Below are 24,957 nucleotides of genomic sequence, written 5' to 3' on the forward strand. Positions count from 1 at the left end.
TTTATCATTATCCTTTTAATTATTATTTCGTCACAATTTCTCCGATGAAGAGATAATTTTACCATGCATTTCGATCACCTTTCAACATGGCATTTACGGTCATCCAGCATATCCACATATCCAATCCCGCTGATTTTTTCCGATTATACAACCGGTCGTATCGTACCCGATGCTTCATCTTCAATAAACGGTCTGTTTCGCCCCGGCAACCCCGTACCTGAGCCAGGCCCGTAATACCCGGTTTTACCCGGTAGCGTCGGCGATATTCGGGCATAGTGTTCCAGAACTGAGCACTATGCTCTAAGGCGTGGGGACGTGGACCAACGATACTCATTTCGCCCCATAATACATTAATAAACTGGGGCATCTCATCCAAATTAGTACGTCGCAAGAAATGACCTATGGGCGTTATCCTACTATCGTTCTTTGCTGTCTGTCTAAATTCGGTTGTCGGTTCACAGCGCATCGTTCTGAACTTCAGGCAGTAGAACCAGCTCCCCCGGTATCCCGTTCGCTTCTGCACGTATAATACCGGCCCTTTGGAGCCCAGTTTAATTAGTAGCCCAACTAACGGAATCATCCAGGACAAGACCAGCAGGCACACCGCCATGGATAGGCATAGATCGAATATACGTTTGCCCGTTTGCTGATAAGGTACATCAATGGTTCGGGACTTAGTATCCGCGTACACATATAGGGGCTTGTAGTGTGAATCAAGACTTAACATGGTCGTTTAGATGGGAGTAGAGGTGCTCAATTCATTAGTTGGAAAGCAGTGACGACTCAGGCGCCCTTACCTAACCGGCGTTTTTTGTCGGTGCCGCCACCGTAATAATCACCGTAGCTGTAATTGTAATAGTAGGATTCGCCTTCGCCCACGCCGTTCAGAATAATGCTCAGTTTCTGGAAACGCTGCTCCCGATACAGCGTATCCACCATTTTAAGGTAGTTCTTAGGTGTGTGATCGTGCCGTACCATAAATAGGGTCGCGTCGGCAAAAGGCGCGATCAACTGCGAGTCCGTAACCAGACCAACCGGGGGGGAGTCCACCAGTACATAGTCGAACCGCGCTTTCAGTTCATCGAACAACTGCGCCAGTCTGGGCGAGCTCAGCAACTCGGCCGGGTTGGGCGGTATTGGTCCTGATGTAATAATAAAATAATTCTCGTATCCCATAATGGGTTGCAGCAACTCATCGATGGTGGCATCGCCTATCAGGTAATTGCTCAGACCGGCATTGTTGAACATGTGCAGGCTCTTGTGCAGTTTAGGCTTTCGCATGTCCATTTCCAGGATCACCGTGGTACGACCAACCATGGCCAGACTGGCCCCCAAGTTGAGCGATACGAACGATTTACCTTCGCCACTGATACTGGAGGTAAACAACAGCACCTGACTGCGGTGCGGGTCAGATCGCAAAAACTGGAGGTTCGTCCGCAACGCCCGGATCTGCTCCCCAATAACGGATTGCATCCGGGGTTTAAAGACGAAGTCATCCGTACCAAGCTGACGCCCTTTCACGATCTCACCCAGAATCGGCACCTGGGTGGCATCTTCCACGTCCGACCGGCGCAGTACCCGGTTGTTCAGCGCATCTTTTGCCGAGATAAACCCGATCGGAATCAACAGACCAAAAGCAGCAAACAAAGCAAAGATGGTCATCTTCACGGGCTTCACGGGTTTGCTGCTGGTGCGGGCCGCATCTACCGTCCGGCTGTCGGATATGGTCGACGCGGCCGACAGGGCGGTTTCTTCCCGTTTCTGGAGCAGGTAGGTGTACAGGCCATTCTTGATGGCCTGCTGCCGGGTAATGTTCAGCAGGGCCCGCTCTTTGCCGGGTACGGTCCGGATCATGCCTTCCATACGGCGATTATTGGTCACCAGTTGGGCGCGGTTGCTGGTTAGCTGCTGCCGGATGGTCTGCACGTTTTCATTCACGCTGGCTTTCATCGAGTTCAACTGACTGTCGAGCGATTGCAGCAGCGGGTTATTGGGCGATACCGTCCGGGATACTTCCGTGCGCTTCAGTTCCAGCTCGGCCAGTTTGGTCAGCAGACCCGTCAGGATCGGATCGCTCAACCCCAGCGTAGCGGGGGTAATGCCCTGGCTACCCGACTGGTTTTTGATGTACCGTTCGATATCGGACAGCGACCCCAGGCGCATATCGACTTCGTTCAATTGGGTATCGTTTTCCTTCACGCTGGTCAGAAAGGTTTGCGCCTGCACGCTCAGGTCGGTAATGCCCTGGGTGGACTTGTATAATTCCACCTCTTTCTCCACCGTCGATAACTCACCCGAGATCAGCCCCAGGCGGTTTTCAATAAACGTCAGCGTATTGCTGGCCTCCTTGTTTTTATCGACAATGGCTTCTTTGTTGTACTCCGTGATGAGCTGGTTCAGGATGGCTTCCCCCTTATCGGGTACGGTTTCGTTCATGCTCAGGACCAGCACCGTCGATTGCTTGGCGGTCGGTTCTACCTTCAAACCAGTCAGGTAGCCTTCTACCGCATCGGCCTGTGCCGATACCACGGCAACCATCGGTTCCAGATTTTTGCTGAGTGGTTGCCGGGGAAACACCCGAAGCTGCCCGTAAGGGGTTTTGATGGATTGGTTGACGGGGTAGGTTTTCCCATTTAACTGGATCGTTTTATCATCCCGAAACGCGATTTCCAGCTTCTCGCCGTACAGGGTAGGCGCTGGCTTTTCCACCAGCAGCCGAATGGGTGATTCCGTATAGATTTCCTTGTCAAACGTACTGGTTGGATAAAAATACCGCACATTCAGGCCCAGTTTATCGACCACCCGGTCCATCAGGGTGTAGGATTTGAGGATTTCCTGCTCGTTCTCCACCACTTTGCTGGGGGTAAACAGGTCCATTTCCTTCATCAGGCTTTCGCCGGAGATTCCCTTCTTCTCATCCTTGATGAGCATACTGGCCTTCACACTATAGACCGGTGGCTGATACAGCAGGTACACATAACCCGCTGCCCCGGCCAGTATCAGGGATAGCAGAAACCAGGGCCAGTTACGCACGTACCGCATCAGCATGGCCCGCAAATTTGGCTGGGCTTCTACTTCGTAAGCCTGATACGGCGTATAAGTGTTGTTATTGTTGTTCATGTTCGTGTGAGTTAAAAACGGCTAACAATGATGGCGACAAAGGATAGGGCACTGATAATGATGGGTAATAATTGATACGTCCGGTCGGCGCTCGCAACGCGGGCATTACCGGGCTCTACATACACCACATCATTCGGGTGCAGGTAGTAGTAGGGGGAGTTGAACACATCCCGCTTCGTTAAGTCGATCCGGTTGAAGGTGCGCTGTCCGTTTTCCTCCCGGATAACCAGCACATTGGTCCGCCGACCGTAGATGGTTATATCACCGGCCAACCCCAATGCAGCCGGCAGGGAAATCTGGCCGTTCGGTATCGAAAACAGGGACGGCCGGGCTACCTCACCCGATACCGAGATCTGGAAATTCAGGTTTCGTACGTTTACCGTTGGCTCTTTCAAAAAGTCGAGCAACTTCGTCCGGATCAGCGTGGCAGCCTGCGTGTTGGTCAATCCCTGCACCACTTGCGGACCAATCAGGGGGAGTTCGATCTGTCCCTCTTCGCTCACCATATAACCGGGTATGTAGGGCATGGGCGTGGTGGGCGAATTTTGCATGGTGGTATTTCCCGACATGGTGGTCATCAGCGCATACGGATTAAAAAAGGTCGTTGCCTCCGGGCTCAAACTACTCACCTGTACCGATAGCACATCCCCTACCCGAATGGTCGGAATAAAGCGGGGCGCCAGCGCCATGGTATCCTTTCCTGGTCTATCCGACTGATAAAGAGCCAGTTCTTTACTGGATATACAGCCTGTCAGGTATATACACAGTCCGATAAATAAATACCCTGCTTTGGCTCGCACTTCACGTAACGTCATAGTAATTTTTTACTAATACTGTCGATATTGATTTTGTATATAACTATTGTGGTACTGCCGGAGCAGCGCATCCAGTTGGTTCCCCACCCGGTACCGGGTGGCAATGTTGTACCCTCTTGTGTACGCGTACTCCCAGCGGAACTCTTCCGTCGTCCGGAGCCGCACGCGTTGTGTCTGTGCAATTCGCCCGGGTGGAATAGGGATAGCAAAATTGAAGCCACCCGTGGTACCGTTACGCGTTTTTGTCGTAAAAAATCCTACTTCCACACTGCCCATCTGCCGGATAAAGTCAACCCGTACACCCCGATCCTGATACATATATTGCCCTCCCGACAATTTCAGCGTAATATCCCACGCTGGAATTCGGTAGGCTACGTCGGCCAGCAGCAGCAGGTTTTCGGGTGCCTGATAATAGAAACCATTCTTCGGAAAGAAGTAAAACCCGGTATACCCTGCTTCCATCCCGAACGACCAGTTCTTTGTCAGATCCGCATGGCGATACTGCACATTGGCGCCGTACTGATCATTGTAAAACAACCCGGCCGACAGACTCATAAAGTTTACGCCGTCCAGCGCCAGAAACTGATTCAGGAAAATAGGGGCTGGCCGTACGTTCAGGGCCTGATTATCCAGTTGATTGACAATCGGGAACAGGATGCCCCAGTTCAACACCAGGCCGCGGCTCAGGTACAACTGGCTTTGCAGCAACAGGTTGGTCTTACTTTCTACAACCTGCTCCCGAAACCCGAATTGGGCCATGAACTCCGGCTGTAACCGAAAATCGAATTTATAATTACGACTATTGAACACGTGCGTACTTGTCCACGCCTGCCGTTCCGGTCGCGTTATTGTCGTAGTACTCACCGTTGATCCCAACCGATATTGCGCAATGGGTACCCCTTGATACATCGGCACAAACGTGTCAATTCCAGCTTTCGGTAGTGCTTCGACCAGTCCCAGCATACCAACCAGCGGATTCCGATACAGTCGCTGCTCATAATAGACCCGATGCAGTGTGCTATCGACCGTCACATTTTCGTAGTCCGACAATCCATTTTTACGTTGCGCCAGGCTTTCCCGCATGGGCCACACCATACATCCCAGCGTAAAGAGATACCAGGCTCTGGGCATCAGCAGGCGTACTTTTCCTTTCTGAGCGCTGTTACCACCCAAAAGCCGGATTTTTGCCGTTTGTCTTATGCCCTTACGCTCCGTCATGCTTTCTGAATCGTTTTGGCAACCGAAGCAACGGACAGGAATAGGAGGTGCCAGCCGTAAACTGGTCACCATTCAGCAAACCGGCCTTTATGGTCCAGTGACCAAACAGCAACGCATAGGCACCCACATTCAGGTGCTGCGAATCCCACTCTACCATGACGCCCCCTTTTTTAGCGACATCAAATTTGACGCCCCCAAAAGGCCCGGACAGGTAATAATAAGGCAGATCCCGTTTGTCGTAGATTTTAAAGTCCGATAGAATATCATTGGTATTCGTACGTCGTCCTATCGAATAAGGACTACCCAGTCCTACGGTGACAGCAGCCGTAATTGACTTTGTAACGGGCATGTGCTTTGTTGCCACAATAGCCTCGGTAATAAGCGAATTATCGACCCCAAAAGGAGCCGAGAGGACAAGCGCCATGGATGGACGCTTCCCCTTCTCAGTCATAAACACATATTTCAGATCCNCCTGCCGATCCCCAATTCCTCCCTCTTTGAAGGGTATAGATCCGTTTGGCCGCAACAGATTGATGTTTACTTCGAATCGGGGCAGTACTACCAGGTTGACGAAGTAAATACTTTCTGAATTTCGCTTGTTAAACTTGATCGCGTAGTTAACAGGGTTGTATGTGTACCCCGCCGAAAAAGTCCCGTCTTCCAGCACTTCTGCGGAGGGTATGTATAACAAACCCGCTTTTCCGGAAATATTCACCTGTGCCTGTAGTACAGTCGGATACGCTATACCGACCAATAAAAGCACCATCGTAAAAACCTTGTAAACGGTCCTTACAACGCTGCCTTTATTGAACGGATATAGATATACGTTTATCACAAAAGTAGACTGATTACCAGATCGTATAGGACTGACTAAAAGGTGTGTACCTGATTAGCCTCTTTTTTTAGTTGAACTTTAACCGGAGAGAAAGACCGGCTTCCACCCCATTCAGGCTTACCTTCTCGGTCGTGCTGGTCGTTTCCGTTTTCACCACCTGATTGTAGCTACCCAGGTGGTAACGTACATCGAGTGCTGCGTAAAGCATCTTCACCAGTTTCTTCTCGGCACCCACAAACACCTGCACCCCGTAGTTGTTCCCCGACTGGGTCTCGTTCACCGAACCGGCTGCACCGGTCACCTGCCGGTCAAACTTGTTGGTGATGAAATAGCGGGCCACGCTCACCCCGATGTAGGGCGTCAGGAACGGGCTTTTTGGCTTCTCGTCGGTATCACCCGTTTTGGCCGCTACGGCCGCCGGTTCGAACGTGTATTTCAGGTCGAGGGCGACCGGGATTATCGATACCGTCAGCTTTTCGGTCCGGTCGATACCGGCAATAGTCAGCGGACTGGATGCCGAACCCTGCCAGTACCCCACCCGGCCACCAATGGACAGGCCCTTCACCAGCCCAACTTCCAGCGCGGCCGTCGGCATGATTTTACCCGAGAGTTTAGCACCCGTACCCTTGTTGTAATCCACCAGGATGGATTTGTTATTCCAGTAATCCAGCGAAGGCTTCCAGTAGCTGGCACCGATACTGATACTTTTCAGATTGACCTGTGCCTGAGCGGTCCCGGCCATCAGGCCAGCCACCAGCGCCATGCAGGCAATAGCGATCGATTTTTTGTTCATGATAAGAGGCTATGATGCGTTTGAATGAATACTGACGGGAGCGGTGTCCGATTACCAATCAACCCCCGTTACCCTGGTTGTGGCAGCTGGCAATGGCTTTGTCGCGGGCTGCCTCCAGGGCGGCACGGGCGGTATTGTACCCGTTATTGATCTTGCTCAAATCGGCATCGCGGGCGGCCTGGGCTTTAGCCAGTTTTGCCGCAGCGGTAGTATCACAGGCGGCCAGGTCGGCCTTTTGCAGGGTGTCAAAAATAGCGATGGTACGGGCGTAGACAACATACGTAAGTACAACCAGGATATTGTAGGCTCCACCCAGACGGGCTTTATTACTGTTAAGGGCGGCCAGGGTCTGATCAAGCTGTTGTTTGGCAGCTACTTTGTAAGCCGCATAGGTGGCAGGCACGCTGGCTTTGCAGGCTGTTGCATCAGCCTGGATGGGGGCCTGAAGGGCGGCAAACCGGGCGTTTACGGCATCCGTCTGGGTTGCTTTCTGGGCATCCAGCCTTGCAAGGGCCTTTGCTAAGGCCTCGGCAGCAGCCGCTTTGCAGGCATCGCCATCCAGCGTAGAAAAATTAACCGATACGGCATCCACCAGGGGTGTAGACCCCGCTGCGCCAACACGACCGCCAACGGCTTTCCCGTCAACAGTAGGTAAGGTGAAAGTGGGCATATACGCTGCCAGTGCCGGATTGTTGGCAATGGCATTTACGTCGGCCTGCAGGCTGGCAGGCAACGTGCCGGTTGTGGCCAGCGTATTGACAACGTCCGGCGTAAAAGCAGCGGTAATTTCAGCTGCCTTTGCATCCGGCACTACTTTACTGACATCGTCAGACGCTTTGGTTACCGCAGCAGGAACCGGCCCCGTAGCCGACATAGTGGTCAGACCGGCACTAACCGCAGCTGCCGTTGTGGTCGTATTCACCGAAGAAGCCGTTACCGAAACAGCCGCGGGAGCAGTGGCAGTTACCTCGGGCAGCTTGACATCGTCAATGCCCTTGAAGGTGTACGTGAAAGGCGTGAGCGAATCAACGTCCTTTGTTTTACAATTGTACAGGACAGCCACCAGGCATACCCCGTAAAACAGCGTTTTGAAACTTGATCTGACTGGTCTCATGTAAAAGTTTAATCTAAAGGTTGCGATATGAAAATTGACTGGGAAAATTCTGAAAACACATGAGTACTGTATCCATGATGGGTGCATCAATACCATCGTGGGTATTCGTCAAGCGGCTTTTCGTGCGTACATGAATTGGTTAAAAAGTAGCTGCTGTTTCTTCCTTAAGGGTCATATGAAGTGCTCGACAATACATACTTCATCCAATACATGTTGTCGTACAACAAGCCAATGGTATGTATTTTCATGGGTTAGCTAGACTGATTGACCGTAAACTTAATGTTACTATTTGTCAATAACAAGAAATTTCCGATAATTAAATCCAAAAAGAGAGATACTACGTATGTGGATTTAATTTTATGCGTTTCCCTTGTTTTTATGAGTTAGGGATTTACAGTCCTTTTTAATAGACGGGGGTAACTAACTGGTTACAAAAAAAAGGTGTCGATCGGATCATGATGTGTATGGATTAACGGGTAAGCAAAGCAGGGGAGGTTCCCAAACGCTTTCCGTGGCAAACATAATGAGAAATAGTTTATTCAATATCTGTTACCACTTTTTAATATAGTTATACAGGATGGAGACGAACTTTACTGTATATACACCTATTTACGATTGCCCTGTTTTTCTTTATTGAAAAATATCATTTATTCGAAAAGTTATACAGGGGCACTTGTTTACTAAAATTACTCTACAGAGTTGATTCAGTAAGGATGAAACAGTTGTTAAAATTTTAATTCTATTTTAATCTTTTTTTAATCTCATCCTCTCAGGAATCTTCAACAATTAGCTTCATTTTTAGATACAAGAGGTTACTTCCAGCCTGATTTCGGGGAAGATCAGTCGGCAGAAGCGATTCGTTTCAGCCTGATTACGGGCAAAACAGGTGCGTAAAATCCCCCCTTTGCTTACTTCATAAGGACCGGTTTCAGTGTTTTCCACACGGTATTGGCCACGAGTTTGTGCCCGGCGGGTGTTGGATGGATGCCATCCGATTGGTTCAGCGAAGCCACTCCGCCTACGCCTTCCAGTAAAAAAGGGATTAAAACAAGGTCATTTTTATCCGCCAATTCCGCAAAAAGCAAGCGAAACGCCTTCGTGTAGGTCGTTCCCATGTTGGGCGGAATCTGCATACCCGCCAGCACGATGGTTGCCTGCGGGCTTTTCTGCCGGACCGTATCGATGATTGCCTGCAGGTTTTGCCGGGTGGCCGCCAGGGGTAGCCCCCGAAGTCCGTCATTCCCCCCTAGCTCAAGCACGAATACGGCAACGGGCTGGCGCATGACCCAGCTAATCCGGCTTTTGCCGCCAGCGGTCGTTTCCCCACTAAGCCCGGCATTCACGACGGTATAGGTCAACCCGGCGGAGTCGATCTTCTGACCAACCAGGGCCGGAAAAGCCTGTGATGGCTCAACGCCGTAGCCAGCCGTCAGACTATTCCCGTAAAACAGGACAACCTTTTTCCGCGCTGTATCCGCTGGTTTTGTGGGGATTGAGGAGGTGGTGGGGCCTGCTTTTTCCGTATCGGTTTTTGAATCGGATGTACTACAGCCCCAGACCGTCAGGACGAGTAACAGGCCGCTTATCACAGAACCGGGGGTTTGACGATTTAAACAGAACTTCATAAACAGCACAGTAGTTAGTAGGTACGGGGCTTTCTTATAAAAAACATAACCTCGTAGAGGTGGCATCTTTGTAGCAAATAATCCATTGAAACGCTCCTAAGAACTCCGTAGGAGTGACACCTCCAACAAATTATGTCACTCCTACGGAGTTCTCGGAAAACTTAACAACATTTTCTACAAAGATTTCATGCCTACGGCATTTTTATAAGAAAGCCCTGTTAGTAGGTACAAGTACGATCAAAAGTAAAGAGAAGTCAACCGGTTTTTGTTTATGTCAATTCTTCACGTCGAAAATCTCACCAAACGATACACCAGTGGCGGTCGGGACCTAACGGTATTGCAGGGCGTTAATTTCACGCTGGAACCGGGCGATACGTTTGCCATCGTGGGGCCGTCGGGTAGCGGCAAAACAACCCTGCTGGGTTTATGCGCCGGGCTGGACCGGGCCTCATCGGGAAGCGTCTACCTGAACGACATCCGGCTGGATACCCTGACGGAAGATCAGCGGGCGGCTATCCGGAATCAGTACGTGGGATTTATTTTCCAGAACTTCCAGTTGCTGCCCACCCTCACCGCCCTCGAAAATGTGATGGTGCCGCTGGAGTTGCGGGGCGGGGAGAAGAACGTTGCCCAAACGGCGCAGGCGCTGCTGGAGCGGGTGGGGCTGGGTAACCGGGGTCATCATTACCCCACCCAGTTGTCGGGGGGTGAGCAGCAGCGGGTTTCGCTGGCCCGTGCGTTCATTAACCGGCCCAAACTGCTCTTCGCCGACGAACCGACCGGCAACCTCGATGCCGACACCAGTGCTACGGTGGTGGACCTGCTCTTTGAACTCAACCGCGAAGCCGGCACCACGCTGGTGCTGGTTACCCACGATCTGGAACTGGCCGCCCGTACCCAGCGCGTCATCCGCGTGAAAGGCGGCATCGTCATCGCCGACAGTAAAGAGCGAATCGGCGAAAGAGTGAAAGAGTGATTTGTTGCCATGCCCCCCCTTTCACTCATTCGCTCATTCGCCCTTTTACTCCGCTTCGGCGTTCCGATTCACTCCGGTTCGGCGTTCCGATTCGCTCCGGTTCGGCGTTCCGATTCACTCCCTTTCGCCCTTTCGCCCTTTCGCCCTTTCACTCTTTCGCTCATTCGCTCTTTCACTCATTAAACCATGTGGCTCTTTACAATGGCGTGGCGCGACAGCCGCCGAAGCCGACAACGACTACTGCTCTTTATGTCGGCCATTGTGCTGGGCATTGCCGCGTTAGTGGCCATCAACTCCTTTGGCGATAACCTGGCCCGCAGCATCGACGAACAGGCCCGCGAACTATTGGGGGCCGACCTGACGCTCTCCTGGACGCGTGCCCCTTCGGCAAAAACGCAGCAGTTACTCAAAACGATTGGCCGCGACCGGGCGTACGAAGTGTCCTTTGCGTCGCTGGTTTCCACGCCCAAAAACGGCGGGGTTCGGCTGGCGCAGGTGAAAGGCCTACAGGGAAATTTCCCGTTCTACGGAACGTGGGAAGTGCAGCCCGCATCGGCTATTCAGACGTTCCGGCAGGCTGCCAGCCGGATAGCGCTGGTCGATGATGCCTTACTGATTCAGATGGGTGCTCAGCCGGGCGATTCGGTACGGGTTGGCAACCTGTCGTTTCTCATTGTGGGGCGGGTGACAAAAACACCGGGGCAGGCGGCCATTGCGGCTACGGTGGCTCCCACCGTTTTCATCCCCAATCGATTCCTGGCCAATACGGGCCTGCTACAGCGGGGTAGCCGCATCGCTTACAAATATTATTACCAGCTGGCACCGGACAAATCGACCAATACGGTAGATGCCGATAAGTTCATCAAACCCCTGGCTGCCCGTCTGGATAAAGAAGGCATCAACTACGATACCGTTACCGAACGCAAAAACCAGACGGGTCGCTCCTTCGCCGACCTGACGAAGTACCTGAGTCTGGTGGCTTTCGTGGCCCTGTTGCTGGGTTGCGTCGGCGTGGCCAGTGCCGTGCAGCTGTACGTAAAGGAGAAGGTAGCCTCGGTGGCTATTTTGCGGACGCTGGGTGCCAGTGGTCGGCAGGCGTTCCTGATTTATCTATACCAGACGACCCTGATGGGGCTGATTGGGGCTACCGTCGGGGCTGTTTTGGGGTCGGTGGTGCAGTTGCTGCTTCCCCGCATCTTCGGGAATTTTCTGCCCATTACCGTCGATACGGCACTTTCGGGCCCCGCCATTTTAGGGGGCATTGGCACGGGGTTACTGATCTCCGTGCTGTTCTCCCTGCTGCCACTGCTGGCTATCCGCAACGTTTCGCCCCTGCGTACCCTGCGCACCTCCTACGAGGCTGATTTGCGGAACCGCGATCCCCTGCGCTGGCTGGTTTATGGGCTCGTTGTCTGTTTCATCGTTGGTTTCGCCTACTGGCAGACCAGGAATCTGCTGTTATCCGTTGGCTTCACGGGTGGACTGGTCGTCGCCTTCGGTCTGTTGACGGCCATTGGTCTGGGCCTGATCGGGCTGGTACGGCGTTTTTTTCCGGCTTCGTGGAGTTATACCTGGCGGCAAAGTCTGGCAAATCTATACCGCCCCAACAACCAGACCCTTATCCTGATAACCTCCATTGGGCTGGGGGCTTTTCTGATCGCCACCCTGTACCTGACGCAGGGCCTGCTGCTGGGCCGGGTCGAACTATCGGGCAGCGGCAACCAACCCAACATGGTGCTGTTCGACATTCAGAACGAGCAGCTGGCGGGCGTCAAATCGCTGGTGAAGGCGCAGAAGCTACCGATATTACAGGAGGTGCCGGTAGTGACGATGCGCCTGATGGATATCAATGGAAAAAACGGCGAAACAGTCCGAAAAGACACGACCCAGAAACCGCCGAAGTGGGCCTTTACCCGCGAATACCGGGTTACCTACCGCGACTCGCTGATTTCGTCGGAGAAGCTGGCTTCGGGCAGGGCTCCCTATCAGTCAGACGGGGTCAGTTACATTTCCATCGAGAAAGGATTTTTTGAGCGAATGCACCTGAAACTGGGCGATACCCTGAATTTCAACGTGCAGGGTGCCCCCATTCAAACCCTTGTTGGCGGTACGCGCGAGGTAGAATGGAATCGGGTTCAGACCAATTTCGTGGTGGTTTTTCCGGCCGGTGTCCTGGAACAGGCACCCCAGTTTCACGTGCTGATGACACGGGTACCCGACAACCGAACGTCGGCGGTCCTACAGCGTGGGCTGGTAAGCAGTTTTCCGAATGTGTCAGCCATCGACCTGGGCCTGATTCTGAAAACGATTGACGAGATTCTGGCCCAGATTTCGTTCGTGATTCAGTTCATGGCCCTGTTCAGCATATTGACCGGTCTGTTGGTGCTGGCCAGTTCGGTCGTTATCAGCAAGTTTCAGCGGCTCCGCGAAAGTGTGCTGCTGCGTACGCTGGGGGCCAGCCGGAACCAGATTCTGGGCATTACGTTTCTGGAATACAGCCTGTTAGGATTCGTGGCGGCTCTGTCCGGCATTCTACTGTCGATAGCCGGTACGTGGGGGCTGGCCCGTTTCGTGTTCGAGGTACCGTACCGACCCGATGCCCTGCCTTTGCTCGTTATTACCGGGGTTGTAACGGGTTTAACCATCCTGATCGGGGTTTTCAACAGCCGTGATGTATTGGTAAAGCCACCCCTTGAGGTGCTGCGGGCGGAGGTGTAGGTAGATAATCAACGATGGGGTGTAGGAGAAGTTTGCCAGCCCGCACCGGCGGCCAGCCTACTGCTTATTGATTTGTAGTAATTAACCGCTGTTTTACCACCCCCAACCCCCTCCTTGAAGAAAGGAGGGGGCTATGAAAGGGGGTCCCCTTTTTTAAGCCCCCTCCTGTTTTAGGAGGGGGTTGGGGGTGGTAAAACGCGTTCATTATCCATTATCCATTTACCTACCCTTCCGACAACTCGGTAGCCCGAACCTGTGCCGCCTTGATACCGGCTATCAGGGTATCGGATAAGGCGCCGGTTTCAAACGTACGCAGGGCGGCCTCCGTGGTGCCCCCTTTGGAAGCGACGGCTTTGATCAGTTCATCCAGCGATTTATCGGCGTTGTTGATCAGGTGGTACGAGCCGAGCATCGTCTGCTTCACCAGCAGGGAAGCCACGGCATCGCTGAAGCCCATCTGCTTCCCGGCTTCGACCATGGCCTTCACCACGTAGTAAAAGTAAGCAGGGCCGCTGCCGCTTAGTGCCGTAACGGCATCGAGCATGGCTTCGTCCTCCACAAATATCGACCGCCCCGTGGCATTGATCAGGTTCTCCACCCGGCGCAGACTGGTAAAGCCAACTTCTTTGGCCGCCGTAAAGCCGGTGATACCCATGCCGAGCATGGCCGGAGTGTTGGGCATGGCCCGCACCACCAGCGGGTGAGCCAGCTTCTCCTGAATCTGCTTAATGGGAATGCCCGCCATAATAGACAGGATTACCTGATTGGGCTGGACCACCGCCCGCAACGACGCGTGAACACTGTTGAAATCCTGCGGCTTCACCGACAAAATGATCAGGTCGACTTCGCCAACGTGCGGCCCAATAGTTTCTACGACTACGCCTGCCTTCTCGGCCTTTAACGTCTCCGAACGGTCACTACTTTTTTCGATGAGGAGCAGGTCATCTTTTTTCACCAGATCATACTGTAAAAACGATTTGGCAAAGGCCATGCCCATATTACCGCAACCGACGATAGCAATTTTCATAGTTGTTTCATGGCTTCGGCCATGACAGAGACAAAACAAAAAGGGTCAGGCTTCCGCCCGACCCTGCAAAACTAATGACTTACGGTCAACTCACTGACCACCTTTGAGAACTTCTTCCAGTTTTTGCTCCAGCGCATCCCCCCGCAGGTTCTTGGCAATGATTTTACCATTTCTATCGAGCAGGAATGTAGCCGGAATGGCCTGAACACCGTATTGCTGGGCAGCCGCCGACTGCCAGAATTTCAGGTCCGACACGTGCGTCCAGGCCAGGTTATCGTTGCGGATGGCTTTTGTCCAGCTGTCTTTGGCCTTGTCGAGCGAAACGCTGTAAATGGCAAAGCCCTTGTCCTTGAACTTGTTATACATCCGAACCACGTTCGGGTTTTCGGCCCGGCAGGGTCCACACCACGACGCCCAGAAGTCGACCAGTACGTACTTCCCCCGCAACGACGACAGCGGAACGGGTGTACCGGTGGTATCGCTCAGGGCGATTTCGGGAGCCGCTGCGCCTACCGATACGCCTTTGATACGGGCCACCCGACCAATCAGCGATTTGGCATGGGGGCTATTTGGGTTCTCTTTCTCGAAGCGCTGCGCCATTTCATCATAGACGGCAAAGTCCGTGTCGATGTTGATGAAGTTAAGCGCAAACAGTGACGCCAGCGACGTGCCCATGGCGGGTAACATCGCTTTCACTTTATTGACAACTTCCTGTTCGGCCGTCTGGTACTCCTGTTCGATCTGGGCAATTTTTTTGTTGTCTTTCTTCTCGGTAGCAACCGCAATCTGCTTGTTCCAGTTGGTAACTTTCGCTTCCATCTCGGTCCGCAGGGCCATCAGCTTTTCGTAGTACTCCATGTTTTTGGAGCCGGTTACGATTGCTTTCCCCAGTTGGCCGGTTTTCCCATCCATCCGGTACCCGTCGGCCTGCACATTCAGCGTTTCGCCCCCTTCTGCCAGTAGGGCCATTTTCTGATCGCCACCCACATTGAGGATAAAAACCTCCCCACCGTCAGCTACGTTACTGGTCAGGGTAAACGTATTGTCGGTATTTACTTTGGCCGAGTCAAGTTTGCGGGTTGGCTGGGCGTTGGTTTCCAGATACACATAACTGCCCGGCGTTGCCTTCGTTACTTTTCCGGTAACGGTAAACGTTTTCGGGGTTTGAGCACAGGCGGTAAAGCTGATGACCAGCAAACCGGCCAGACTAAAAATAAGGTTTCTCATCGTGTCTATAATGTCTTTGTTAATAACTCATTGACCAGTTTGGGATCGGCTGAGCCTTTCGATTTTTTCATCACCTCCCCCACAAACAGCCCGAACAGGTTTTTCTTACCTTTTCGATACTGGGCTACTTTATCGGGCCAGGTTGCCAGTACCTCTTCTACCAACGTTTGCAACGCATCGGTATTGCGGTTCTGAATGAGGCCACTCCGTTGAGCCAGCTCGACAGGTGACGCGCCCGGCTGGTCGACCATCAGAGTAAACACCTGCTGAGCAGCCGTCTGGCTCACGGTTCCTTCATCTATCAACGTAATCAACGAGGCCAGTCGTTCGGCTGAAACCGGAAATTGACGGTCGCGCAGCATTTTTTCGGTCAACTGTCCTTTCACCGGCCCCATTATCCAGTTCGATACCGCTTTGTAATTGGTCGTGTGCGCACAAACGGCTTCAAAATAATCGGCCAGTTCCCGCGCATCGGTCAGTACGGACGCATCGTAATCAGGCAGGTCATAGGTACGGGTAAACTGTTGGTACCGCGCTGCCGGAAGCAGGGGCATAGTGGCCCGAACGCTGGCCAGCCACTCGTCCGACACAACCACGGGGGTGAGGTCAGGATCAGGAAAGTAGCGGTAATCGTTCATGGTTTCTTTCTCGCGCATGGCATAGCTAAGACCCGTGGCGGCATCGAAGGTGCGGGTTTCCTGCACGATACGTCCGCCCGTTTCCGTTAGCTGCACCTGCCGAAGAAATTCACCGTCAACGGCCCGCATCACATTCCGGATCGAGTTCAGGTTCTTCACTTCAACCTTCGTGCCGAGATGTGTGGCTCCCTTGGGCCGGATAGAAACATTTACGTCGCAGCGCAGCGAACCTTCTTCCATGTTCCCATCGCAGATGTCCAGGTAACGAACCAGCCGCCTGACTTCGGTCAGGTACTGCCCGGCTTCGTCGGCGGTGCGGATACAGGGTTCCGTAACCATTTCGATGAGGGGTGTTCCCGCCCGGTTGTAGTCCAGTCGGGTAACCCACTCACTGCCATCGTGAATGGATTTACCGGCATCTTCTTCCAGATGAATATGATGAAGCTGGATGGTAGTCTGATACGGTTTTCCGGTTTGCGGGTCTTTGGCGGTTATCAACACACCACCCCCTACGCAAATCGGTCCTTTATCCTGCGACAGCTGGTAGCCTTTGGGCAGATCGGGGTAAAAATAATTTTTCCGGGCAAACACGTTATGGCGGGTAATTTCGCTACCACAGGCCAGCCCCATCCGGATGGCGTACTCGACGGCTTTCCGATTTAGTTTGGGTAACGTACCCGGATGCCCCAGGGTAATAACACTGATATGGGTATTCGGCTCAGCACCAAATGCATTGGCATCAGCCGCAAAAATTTTGCTTTCCGTAAGCAACTGACAGTGTATTTCCAGCCCGACAACAACTTCATAGTGGGAAAGAATAGCTGACGAAAGGGTTGCTTCAACGACCATTGGCAGAGTATACTAATTTTAAGCAAAGATAGGCAGAAATAAAACAGGGCCGGGTGCCGATGACTTTCCGGAAATATATAAACTGACCAAATAGTAAATACATAGTCTGTAAGGTGTCTACTTTTTAGCTATTCATCGTCTAAATCCTAATTCGTGTTGCTTTACGAATACTAACCCATCTACCGGAAATGACTACCCAGACTGTTGAACTAGCCCGTGATAAGGGTATTGTGGTCGAAAAAAAGTACCACCTGAGTTATGAGGCCTTTAAGAAAGAGCATCTTTTTGGCAATTACCCCGTCGTGATTGGTGATGCCTGCGCCGACTGGTCAGCGAAGAATAAATTTACCCCTGCTTTTTTTAAGGAAAACTATAGTGACCGGGAGGTGAGCATAGCCGGACAAACCTATACCCTGGGTGAATACATCGACTGGATGATGACGGGCACCGAAGCAAACCCGGCACCGTACCCCTGCACCCTGCAAATGGAGAGCGATTACCCGGAACTGATGCCCGACGTGCTGCCCCGGCTCAAATACGCCCTCCCCGACCGCATCAAGAGCCCATTTCTACCGAATCGGTTATTGTCCGGGGCAAACACGCTGGAGATTTTTTTTGGCAGTCCGGGTGCGCAGTTTCCGTACGTGCATTACGATTACATGAGTCTGCATGCGTACATCACCCAGTTGTACGGGCAGAAAGAATTCACCGTCATTCCACCGGATCAAACACCCTACCTTTACCCCAAACCAGACAATTTATGGGTGTCGGAGGTGAATGACATTCGTAATCCAGACCTGGAGAAATACCCGTTATTCGCGAAAACAACCCCCGTTACCTTCGTGGTTGGCCCCGGCGAAACCCTGTTTATTCCCTGCGGCTGGTGGCATACGGCCCGCTCCCTTACGCCAACGATATCCGTCGCGCTGGACTGCCTGAATGCGTCCAACTGGAAGAATTTCATGCACGAAGTAGACATGAATATGCAGGAGCGTAAACCCAAACTGGCCAAAGCCGTTCAGGCGTATTTGTCGGTACTGGGTGGAGTACTGGGAACACTCGAAAAAGCAGGCGTGAGCGTCTAGGGAACAACCCGAACGTTAAAGTACATTCAGCCTGTACTTCACGTAGGTCTGGGCCAGGAGGGCGAATTTTTGCGGGTTCGGTACGCGGATCCGCTCACTTTGAACGCGGGATGCCGGAAGGCGCTTTATTTTATTGAACAACGCCTGATAATATACGTAAGCCAGATAAACGCCCATTCGGGCACCATGAGGCAAGTTCAGAATGCCAATGTAAGCCGCATCGAAGTCATGCTGGATATCCGTTTCAATTAGTTTCTTCGTATCGCCACCAAAGTCACTAAAATCGACACCGGGGAAATAAGTACGTCCCCGGTCAACGAAATCACTCTTCATATCGCGCAGAAAATTCACCTTCTGGAAGGCGGCTCCCAGTTTTGAGGCAGCTCCCTTCAACCGGTCGAACTGAGTGCAATCGCCTTCACAGAATACCCGCAGGCACATCAGGCCCACTACTTCGGCCGAACCATAAATGTACTCCTGGTACCCTTCCTTATCATAATCCTGGTTGTACAGGTCCATTTCCATACTTTTCAGGAAGGCCTCGATCAACGCATGCTCAATCTTGTATTCGTTAACGATTAATTGAAACGACTGCAGAATGGGATTCAAACTTATGCCTTCTTCGATAGACTGATACGTATCGTGCCGAAAGCGTTTGAGCAGGGTCTCTTTGTCAAACTCGTGGAACGTATCCACAATTTCGTCGGCGTATCGAACATACCCATAAATGGCGTATATAGGCAGGTGGAATTTACGATCCAGTGTTTTAATGCCTAATGTAAACGACGTACTGTACCGTTCAGTAACTAATTTACTGCATTCCAGTGCTGTTTTATTGAATAACGCCATCATAAGGTTTAAGCTACGGTTTTTTTTCGAAACACAGGAAAGATACAGCAGGAAACCAGATAAGCATAGGATAGCGATAAATCTACCCCGTCTTCCCTGCTCATTCAACTTGAAAACTAACTAAATTCCTTGGCAACTTCATCGGCCACCACCAGTCCCGATATCAGTGACGGGGGTACACCCGGTCCGGGTACCGTCAACTGACCGGTATAAAACAGGTTGCTGACAGCCTTATTCTTCAAGGATGGCTTTAGTAAGGCCGTTTGCCGAAGCGTATTGGCAAGCCCGTAGGCATTTCCCCGAAAGGCATTATAGTCCTGCTGAAAATCATTGTGGGCGTAACTCCGTTTGAATACGATATGATCCCGTATGTTCTCACCGACATACGCTTCCAGGCGGGTCATAATCATATCGAAATAATGGTCGCGGGTAGCGTCATCGTCCGTAAGACCGGGAGCCACCGGAATGAGTAAAAACAGGTTTTCGCACCCCTGGGGTGCTACGCCAGGATCTGTTTTTGACGGAGCCGACGCGTAGAATAAGGGTTTGGAAGGCCAGCGTGGCGTCTCGTAGATCTCCTGCGCGTGGAGGTTGAAATCCTCATCGAAAAACAGGTTATGATGCAGCAAACGGGGTACCCGTTTGTTAACCCCCAGGTAGAATAACAGCGACGAAGGAGCCATAACCCGGCTTTTCCAATACGCATCGTCGTAATTCCGGTAAGCAGGGTCGACCAGACTGGTTTCAACGTGATTATAATCGGCCCCCGCTATGACCACATCTGCTTCGAAAATACCGGTGTCGGTAACGACCCGCTGCGCCTTCTTATCGACAACCTCAATTTTCTGAACGGCCTGGTTCAGTAAAATCTTTACGCCTTTTTCCTGAGCCAGGCTAACCATAGCCTTCACAATTTCGTGCATTCCCCCCATCGGGTACCAGGTTCCCAATGCCATTTCGGCATAGTTCATCAGGCTATACATGGCGGGGGTATTCTCGGGCGTTGCCCCCAGGAACAATACCGGAAACTCGACAATTTCGAGCAGACGGGGATGGGTAAAAAACTTGCGGGCGTGCGTGGCAAAAGACTGAAATACATCCAGACGGGTAACGTCGAACAGGAGCTTGAGGCTCATAAATTCAGTAACCGAACGACTGGGTTTCCAGACAAATTTATTCATCCCTACCTCATATTTGTAGGAGGCCTGTTTGAGAAAGGAACGTAGTTGTAGCCCACTGCCCGGTTCTATCTGTTCAAAAAGTACTTCCAGGTTATCGACACCGGCGGGCAGGTCAATGGCTTCGTCCGGCCCAAAAATAACAGAGTACGACGGATCGAGTCGAACAAGATTATAGTAGTCGGATGGCTTTTTACCAAATCGGGCGAAGTAGGTTTCAAATACGTCGGGCATCCAATACCAGCTTGGCCCCATATCGAATGTAAAGCCTTCAGCCTGGAAAACGCGTGCCCGGCCCCCGGGCATGTCGTTCTTTTCGAGAAGTGTAACGTCGTACCCTTTATCGGCAAGACTGGTAGCGGCCGCCAGTCCGGCAAACCCGGCCCCTATAACTAAGATACGCTGCGGCATCAGTTTATACGTATTGATGTAGTCAACAGATAATTACCTGATGAAGCACTTTGTTTATATGAATGCATAGTAAAACGGCTGGTAAGATAGGCAGCCGGGAAGCAGAGAACAAAAATGGGGAGTGCAAAAGACAAACTCGTTCATCATCACTATAGGTGGTACAACTATGAATAACTCACTGACTATAAAAAGTTCAGCACAAAAAAAAAGTTAAGTGGAATCCACTTAACTTTTTCGAACCTTCCTCTTTTTTAACCAAAAACTACTCAATTAATATAAATTAGACGCAGTAGTTCCTAAAAAGTATCACGTTATACATTAAAATAGGCATAAACTTTTAATTGATCCTTCAATTCCTTCCGGGCTATGTGAATTCTGTTCTTCACCGTACCGATGGGAATATTCAGTTTAGCGGCTATCTCATGGTACTTAAAACCACGGAAGTGCATCATGAAAGGTGTTTTATAGGTGTCATCGAGGCCATTTACTGCCCGATTGATATCGTTCTGGGCGAATGACGAGTAAGCCAGGTTATTCGTGCTGCTCTCGATAGAGTTTATATAGTGCAAATTATCAGTCGTATCGATAAAGGTGTTCTTGCGCACCATACGCTGGTAATTGGTAATGAAGGTATTCTTCATAATTGTATATAACCAGGCCTTCAGATTCGTACCATCCGTGTATTTGTCGCGGTTGGTAAATGCTTTCAGTAGTGTGTCCTGCAGCAAATCGTTTGCATCTTCAACATCTTTCGTCAGGCGCAGGGCGAATGGGCGTAGTGATTTAGATACTTTGCCGATATGGTTTGTAAATTCGATGGCTGTCATGGCTCCGTTGTTTTTCAGTTAGGCTCTTTTGCATACCCTAAGACAAAAAAACAACCACGATTTCCAGAAACACCCCCAGAATCGAAGTCAAAACAAACAACTACCTGTATATCAACAATTTAACAACCATAATTTTATATGCCAAACTGATACGCAATTTTGTGTGGCCATGTGTGGTGTGGAATATTTCCCCCATTATGGGGAATCCACAGTGTGGATTTTGTTTAAGTTTTCCACACATCTGTTCAACAAAATACCAAAATAGACAGTAGAAGGTGCGAGAAAGGGGACTGAAAGGGGTGAAAATGGGTTCGGGGAAGCTTAATTTCCGGGTAAAAAAAATATGGTTTACACCAGGCCCTCTCTTAACAGGTCGTGCAGATGAATGAACCCGTGAACATGTCCTGCTTCTGCTACAACAAGCTGGGTAATATCCCGCTCCTGCATCACCTGTAAAGCAGCTACTGCATATTCGTCAGGGCCAATGCAAACTGGCCCGGCGGTCATCACATCACGGGCACAAAGCAGCCAGAAAGACTCATGTTCATAAGCCGTGCGCCGGATGTCGCCGTCCGTTACGATTCCGGCCAGCAAACCGGCTTCATTCACTACGGCTGTAGCGCCCAGTCGGTTAGCCGAAATGGTAAAGATTACTTCTTTAATCGACGTACGCGGTAAAACCTTCGGGCACTGATTGTGGGGAAAAATATCAGCAACTTTCAGGTACAGCTTTTTACCCAGCGAACCACCGGGATGATAGCGGGCAAAATCCTGCCGGGTAAACCCACGCAATTCCAGTAAACTTACTGCCAGGGCATCGCCCAGTGCCAGCGCTACAGTTGTACTGGTGGTAGGAGCCAGATTGAGCGGGTCGGCTTCGTATTCCGCGTACGCATGGAGTATATGATCGGCATGGCGGGCCAGGTACGAATCCCGTGCGCTGACCAGGGCAATCAATGTAACGCCCACCCGCTTCAGCAGCGGTAATAACACCTTAATTTCAGCCGTACTGCCGCTTTTGGAAATGATCAGAATGACGTCATTCGCCTGAATCATGCCCAGATCACCATGAATAGCATCGGCGGCATGCATAAACAGCGACGGCGTGCCGGTGGAGTTCATGGTAGCCACAATTTTCTGCCCGATCAGGGCACTTTTACCCACGCCCGTTACGACCAGACGACCCGTCATATGCAGCAACGTTTCGACCGCAGCGTCAAATTGATCGTCAAGCAAATCGATAGCGTTACGGATGGCATCTGCCTCGGCTAAAAGCACCGAACGCGCAATACTCGTAGGATTTTTTATTACTTTCAATGTCAGTTTTGATAATCAGGAATGGTTTGCGATGTATATTCGCTAACTTTATTAGGCAAAGATACGGGAAGCAGATAGAGTAAAGTAACTTTTGTACGATTTGTAGAATGATGCAGGTTGATGAGTCGGTCCATACAACACTAAGAGATCGACTGAAAGAAATTTTTGGATATGGTCAGTTCCGGGGCGAACAGGAAGCTATTATATATAGTATCCTGGCCGGACGTAACACGTTCGTTATTATGCCTACCGGGGCCGGCAAGTCGCTGTGCTATCAACTGCCTGCCATTGTCAGCGATGGCACAGCCGTGGTTATTTCGCCCCTTATTGCCCTGATGAAAAATCAGGTCGATCAGTTGAACGCTTTTGGCATCAACGCTCAATTCCTGAATTCGACGCTCTCCAAGGCCGAGATGAACAAGGTCAAGAGAGACACGCTGAATGGGTCACTCAAGTTATTATACATTGCCCCGGAATCCCTGACGAAAGAAGAGAATTTGGACTTTTTAAAGAAAGCCAACATCTCCTTTGTCGCTATTGATGAAGCACATTGTATTTCGGAGTGGGGGCACGACTTCCGGCCGGAGTATCGAAAAATAAGAGGCATAGTCGATAATATTGGTAATCTGCCCGTTATTGCCCTGACCGCAACGGCTACCCCCAAAGTACAGCAGGACATACAGAAAAACCTCCAGATGGAGGATGCCAACCTGTATAAAACGTCGTTCAACCGCAAGAATCTGTACTACGAAATAAAACCAAAGGTCGACGCCAAAAAGCAACTCATAAAATACGTTAAGCAGAACAAAGGAAAGTCGGGTATCATCTATTGCCTGAGCCGGAAAACGGTAGAGGAAATTGCCGAACTGCTGAGTGTAAATGACGTGAAGGCACTCCCCTACCACGCTGGTCTGGACCCCCAAACCCGGATGCACAATCAGGATGCCTTCCTGAACGAAGATGCCGACGTTATCTGCGCCACGATTGCTTTCGGCATGGGAATCGACAAGCCCGATGTGCGCTTTGTGATTCACTACGATGCTCCTAAATCACTCGAAGGATATTATCAGGAAACGGGTCGTGCCGGACGTGATGGCCTGGAGGGCAATTGCCTGATGTTCTACAGCTACGATGACATCGTTAAACTGGAGAAGTTTAACAAAGACAAACCCGTTACCGAACGCGACAATGCCCGGCATCTGCTGGCCGAAATGGTTTCGTACTCGAATCTGGGCGTTTGCCGCCGTCGGCAGTTACTGGGGTACTTCGGCGAGTTCATGGATAAGGACTGTGGTTTCTGCGATAACTGCATGAAACCAACGGAGAAACTGAAAGTACAGCATGAGGTAGTGCTGGCCTTACAAACGGTTTTGCAAACCGATCAGCGTTTTGATGTCACTCACCTGGCCGATGTATTGACCGCTACGCATAATCAGTACGTTACCAGCTATGAGCATGACCGGCTGGCCGTATATGGCAAGGGGCGCGAGTTTAGCGAGGACGGCAATTACTGGTGCTCGCTCATCAAGCAGATTGCCATCTATGGATACCTCGAAAAAGATGTCGACAATTATGGAATCCTGAAAGTATCGCCGAAGGGGATGAATTACATCGAAGACCCCTACCCGGTTACGCTGGCAAAAGACCATGACTATGCACAGCTCAGCGCCGATACGAAGGACGATGACGATAAAGATTCGACATCAAATGGCGGTGGCGTAGCCTATGACGAAGAGTTACTTGGCCTGCTGAAAGCCCTTCGCAAAAAGATTGCTAAAGAAAAGAACCTTCCTCCCTACGTAATCTTCCAGGAAACATCCATGGAAGAGATGGCCACCACATACCCTACCACGCGCGAAGAAATGGCGCAGATCAACGGAGTGGGTATGGGTAAAGTTCAGAAATTTGGACGGCCATTTGTTGATCTGATTGCCAAGTATGTGGAGGATAATGAGATTGAAACGGCTCAGGACGTAGTCGTTAAATCGACCGTAAACAAATCGAAAGTCAAGATTTTTATCATCCAGCAGATCGATCGCAAAGTTGACTTAGATGAAATCGCCGAAGCGAAATCATTGTTGATGGAAGACCTGATGGAAGAGATTGAACATATCTGTTATTCTGGCACACGGCTCAACCTTGATTACTACATCAATCAGGTGATGGACGAGGACCGGCAGGACGAGATTTTCGACTACTTTATGCGGGCTGACAGTGACAATATCGCTATCGCTCTGCGCGAGTTCGGGGGCGACGATTTTACAGAACAGGATCTACGACTGATGCGTATCAAATTCCTGTCGGAAGTAGCTAATTAAAAGGAGTGAGTAGTGAG

General features: G+C 51.1%; 20 protein-coding genes. 5 read left to right on the forward strand and 15 right to left on the reverse strand.

Annotation, left to right across the window (positions count from 1 at the left end):
• Window positions 1-58 precede the first annotated feature (58 nt).
• The 8 genes from B157_RS0120245 to B157_RS0120280 all read right to left on the reverse strand — a co-directional run bounded on the left by B157_RS0120245 (window position 59) and on the right by B157_RS0120280 (window position 9,520).
• Window positions 59-727, reverse strand: a complete 669-nt coding sequence (locus B157_RS0120245; RefSeq protein WP_026308831.1) for a sugar transferase — start codon at window positions 725-727, stop codon at window positions 59-61.
• Between the two features lie 56 nt (window positions 728-783).
• Entirely contained in the window at window positions 784-3,120 is a 2,337-nt protein-coding gene (locus tag B157_RS0120250; RefSeq protein WP_020605132.1) for a GumC family protein, read from the reverse strand.
• Between the two features lie 11 nt (window positions 3,121-3,131).
• Window positions 3,132-3,935, reverse strand: coding sequence for a polysaccharide biosynthesis/export family protein (locus tag B157_RS0120255; RefSeq protein ID WP_020605133.1), 804 nt, complete (start codon window positions 3,933-3,935; stop codon window positions 3,132-3,134).
• Window positions 3,936-3,947: 12 nt separating this feature from the next.
• Complete coding sequence (locus B157_RS0120260; protein ID WP_020605134.1) at window positions 3,948-5,153, reverse strand: YjbH domain-containing protein; 1,206 nt, start codon at window positions 5,151-5,153, stop codon at window positions 3,948-3,950.
• Window positions 5,140-5,919, reverse strand: a complete 780-nt coding sequence (locus B157_RS0120265) for a YjbH domain-containing protein (protein WP_245565160.1) — start codon at window positions 5,917-5,919, stop codon at window positions 5,140-5,142. Before B157_RS0120265 ends, B157_RS0120260 begins: the two co-directional genes overlap by 14 nt.
• 136 nt (window positions 5,920-6,055) lie before the next feature.
• Window positions 6,056-6,781 (reverse strand): hypothetical protein, encoded by a 726-nt coding sequence (locus B157_RS0120270; protein ID WP_020605136.1) that lies wholly within the window; start codon window positions 6,779-6,781, stop codon window positions 6,056-6,058.
• A gap of 58 nt (window positions 6,782-6,839) precedes the next feature.
• Window positions 6,840-7,895, reverse strand: coding sequence for a hypothetical protein (locus B157_RS0120275; protein ID WP_020605137.1), 1,056 nt, complete (start codon window positions 7,893-7,895; stop codon window positions 6,840-6,842).
• Between the two features lie 908 nt (window positions 7,896-8,803).
• A complete protein-coding gene (locus B157_RS0120280; protein WP_020605138.1) occupies window positions 8,804-9,520 on the reverse strand; it encodes an arylesterase in 717 nt (238 codons plus the stop codon).
• A 271-nt stretch (window positions 9,521-9,791) separates the two neighbouring features.
• On the opposite strand from B157_RS0120280, the gene B157_RS0120285 reads away from it, so the two are divergent.
• From B157_RS0120285 to B157_RS0120290, 3 genes are read left to right on the forward strand one after another with little or no spacing between them, the layout of a single operon-like run.
• Window positions 9,792-10,496, forward strand: coding sequence for an ABC transporter ATP-binding protein (locus B157_RS0120285; protein ID WP_020605139.1), 705 nt, complete (start codon window positions 9,792-9,794; stop codon window positions 10,494-10,496).
• A 9-nt stretch (window positions 10,497-10,505) separates the two neighbouring features.
• Window positions 10,506-10,679: a hypothetical protein gene (locus B157_RS38425; protein WP_157618518.1), complete on the forward strand. Its 174-nt coding sequence runs from the start codon at window positions 10,506-10,508 to the stop codon at window positions 10,677-10,679.
• 18 nt (window positions 10,680-10,697) lie between these two features.
• Entirely contained in the window at window positions 10,698-13,214 is a 2,517-nt protein-coding gene (locus B157_RS0120290; RefSeq protein WP_020605140.1) for an ABC transporter permease, read from the forward strand.
• 223 nt (window positions 13,215-13,437) lie between these two features.
• Here B157_RS0120290 and proC read toward each other — a convergent pair whose 3' ends face one another.
• The 3 genes from proC to gatB all read right to left on the reverse strand — a co-directional run bounded on the left by proC (window position 13,438) and on the right by gatB (window position 16,955).
• A complete protein-coding gene (gene proC / locus B157_RS0120295) occupies window positions 13,438-14,241 on the reverse strand; it encodes a pyrroline-5-carboxylate reductase (RefSeq protein WP_020605141.1) in 804 nt (267 codons plus the stop codon).
• Between the two features lie 90 nt (window positions 14,242-14,331).
• Entirely contained in the window at window positions 14,332-15,468 is a 1,137-nt protein-coding gene (locus B157_RS0120300; protein ID WP_020605142.1) for a TlpA disulfide reductase family protein, read from the reverse strand.
• Between the two features lie 5 nt (window positions 15,469-15,473).
• Entirely contained in the window at window positions 15,474-16,955 is a 1,482-nt protein-coding gene (gene gatB / locus B157_RS0120305; protein WP_020605143.1) for an Asp-tRNA(Asn)/Glu-tRNA(Gln) amidotransferase subunit GatB, read from the reverse strand.
• A 188-nt stretch (window positions 16,956-17,143) separates the two neighbouring features.
• Here gatB and B157_RS0120310 point away from each other — a divergent pair, with 188 nt between their 5' ends.
• On the forward strand, window positions 17,144-18,040 hold the full coding sequence (locus B157_RS0120310; protein ID WP_020605144.1) for a cupin-like domain-containing protein: 897 nt from the start codon (window positions 17,144-17,146) through the stop codon (window positions 18,038-18,040).
• 15 nt (window positions 18,041-18,055) lie between these two features.
• Here the strand turns inward: B157_RS0120310 and B157_RS0120315 are convergent, their stop codons facing one another.
• The 4 genes from B157_RS0120315 to B157_RS0120330 all read right to left on the reverse strand — a co-directional run bounded on the left by B157_RS0120315 (window position 18,056) and on the right by B157_RS0120330 (window position 22,622).
• On the reverse strand, window positions 18,056-18,892 hold the full coding sequence (locus B157_RS0120315; RefSeq protein WP_020605145.1) for a phytoene/squalene synthase family protein: 837 nt from the start codon (window positions 18,890-18,892) through the stop codon (window positions 18,056-18,058).
• A gap of 113 nt (window positions 18,893-19,005) precedes the next feature.
• The gene (locus B157_RS0120320) at window positions 19,006-20,478 is read right to left on the reverse strand and encodes a phytoene desaturase family protein (protein WP_020605146.1); all 1,473 of its coding nucleotides are present in this window, start codon (window positions 20,476-20,478) and stop codon (window positions 19,006-19,008) included.
• Window positions 20,479-20,789: 311 nt separating this feature from the next.
• Window positions 20,790-21,305, reverse strand: coding sequence for an RNA polymerase sigma factor (locus tag B157_RS0120325; protein ID WP_020605147.1), 516 nt, complete (start codon window positions 21,303-21,305; stop codon window positions 20,790-20,792).
• A 348-nt stretch (window positions 21,306-21,653) separates the two neighbouring features.
• A complete protein-coding gene (locus B157_RS0120330) occupies window positions 21,654-22,622 on the reverse strand; it encodes a KpsF/GutQ family sugar-phosphate isomerase (protein ID WP_020605148.1) in 969 nt (322 codons plus the stop codon).
• A gap of 107 nt (window positions 22,623-22,729) precedes the next feature.
• Between B157_RS0120330 and recQ the strand changes: the two genes are divergently transcribed.
• Entirely contained in the window at window positions 22,730-24,940 is a 2,211-nt protein-coding gene (recQ, locus tag B157_RS0120335; protein WP_020605149.1) for a DNA helicase RecQ, read from the forward strand.
• Window positions 24,941-24,957 lie beyond the last annotated feature (17 nt).

The organism is Spirosoma spitsbergense DSM 19989, assembly GCF_000374085.1.
Lineage (GTDB): Bacteria > Bacteroidota > Bacteroidia > Cytophagales > Spirosomataceae > Spirosoma > Spirosoma spitsbergense.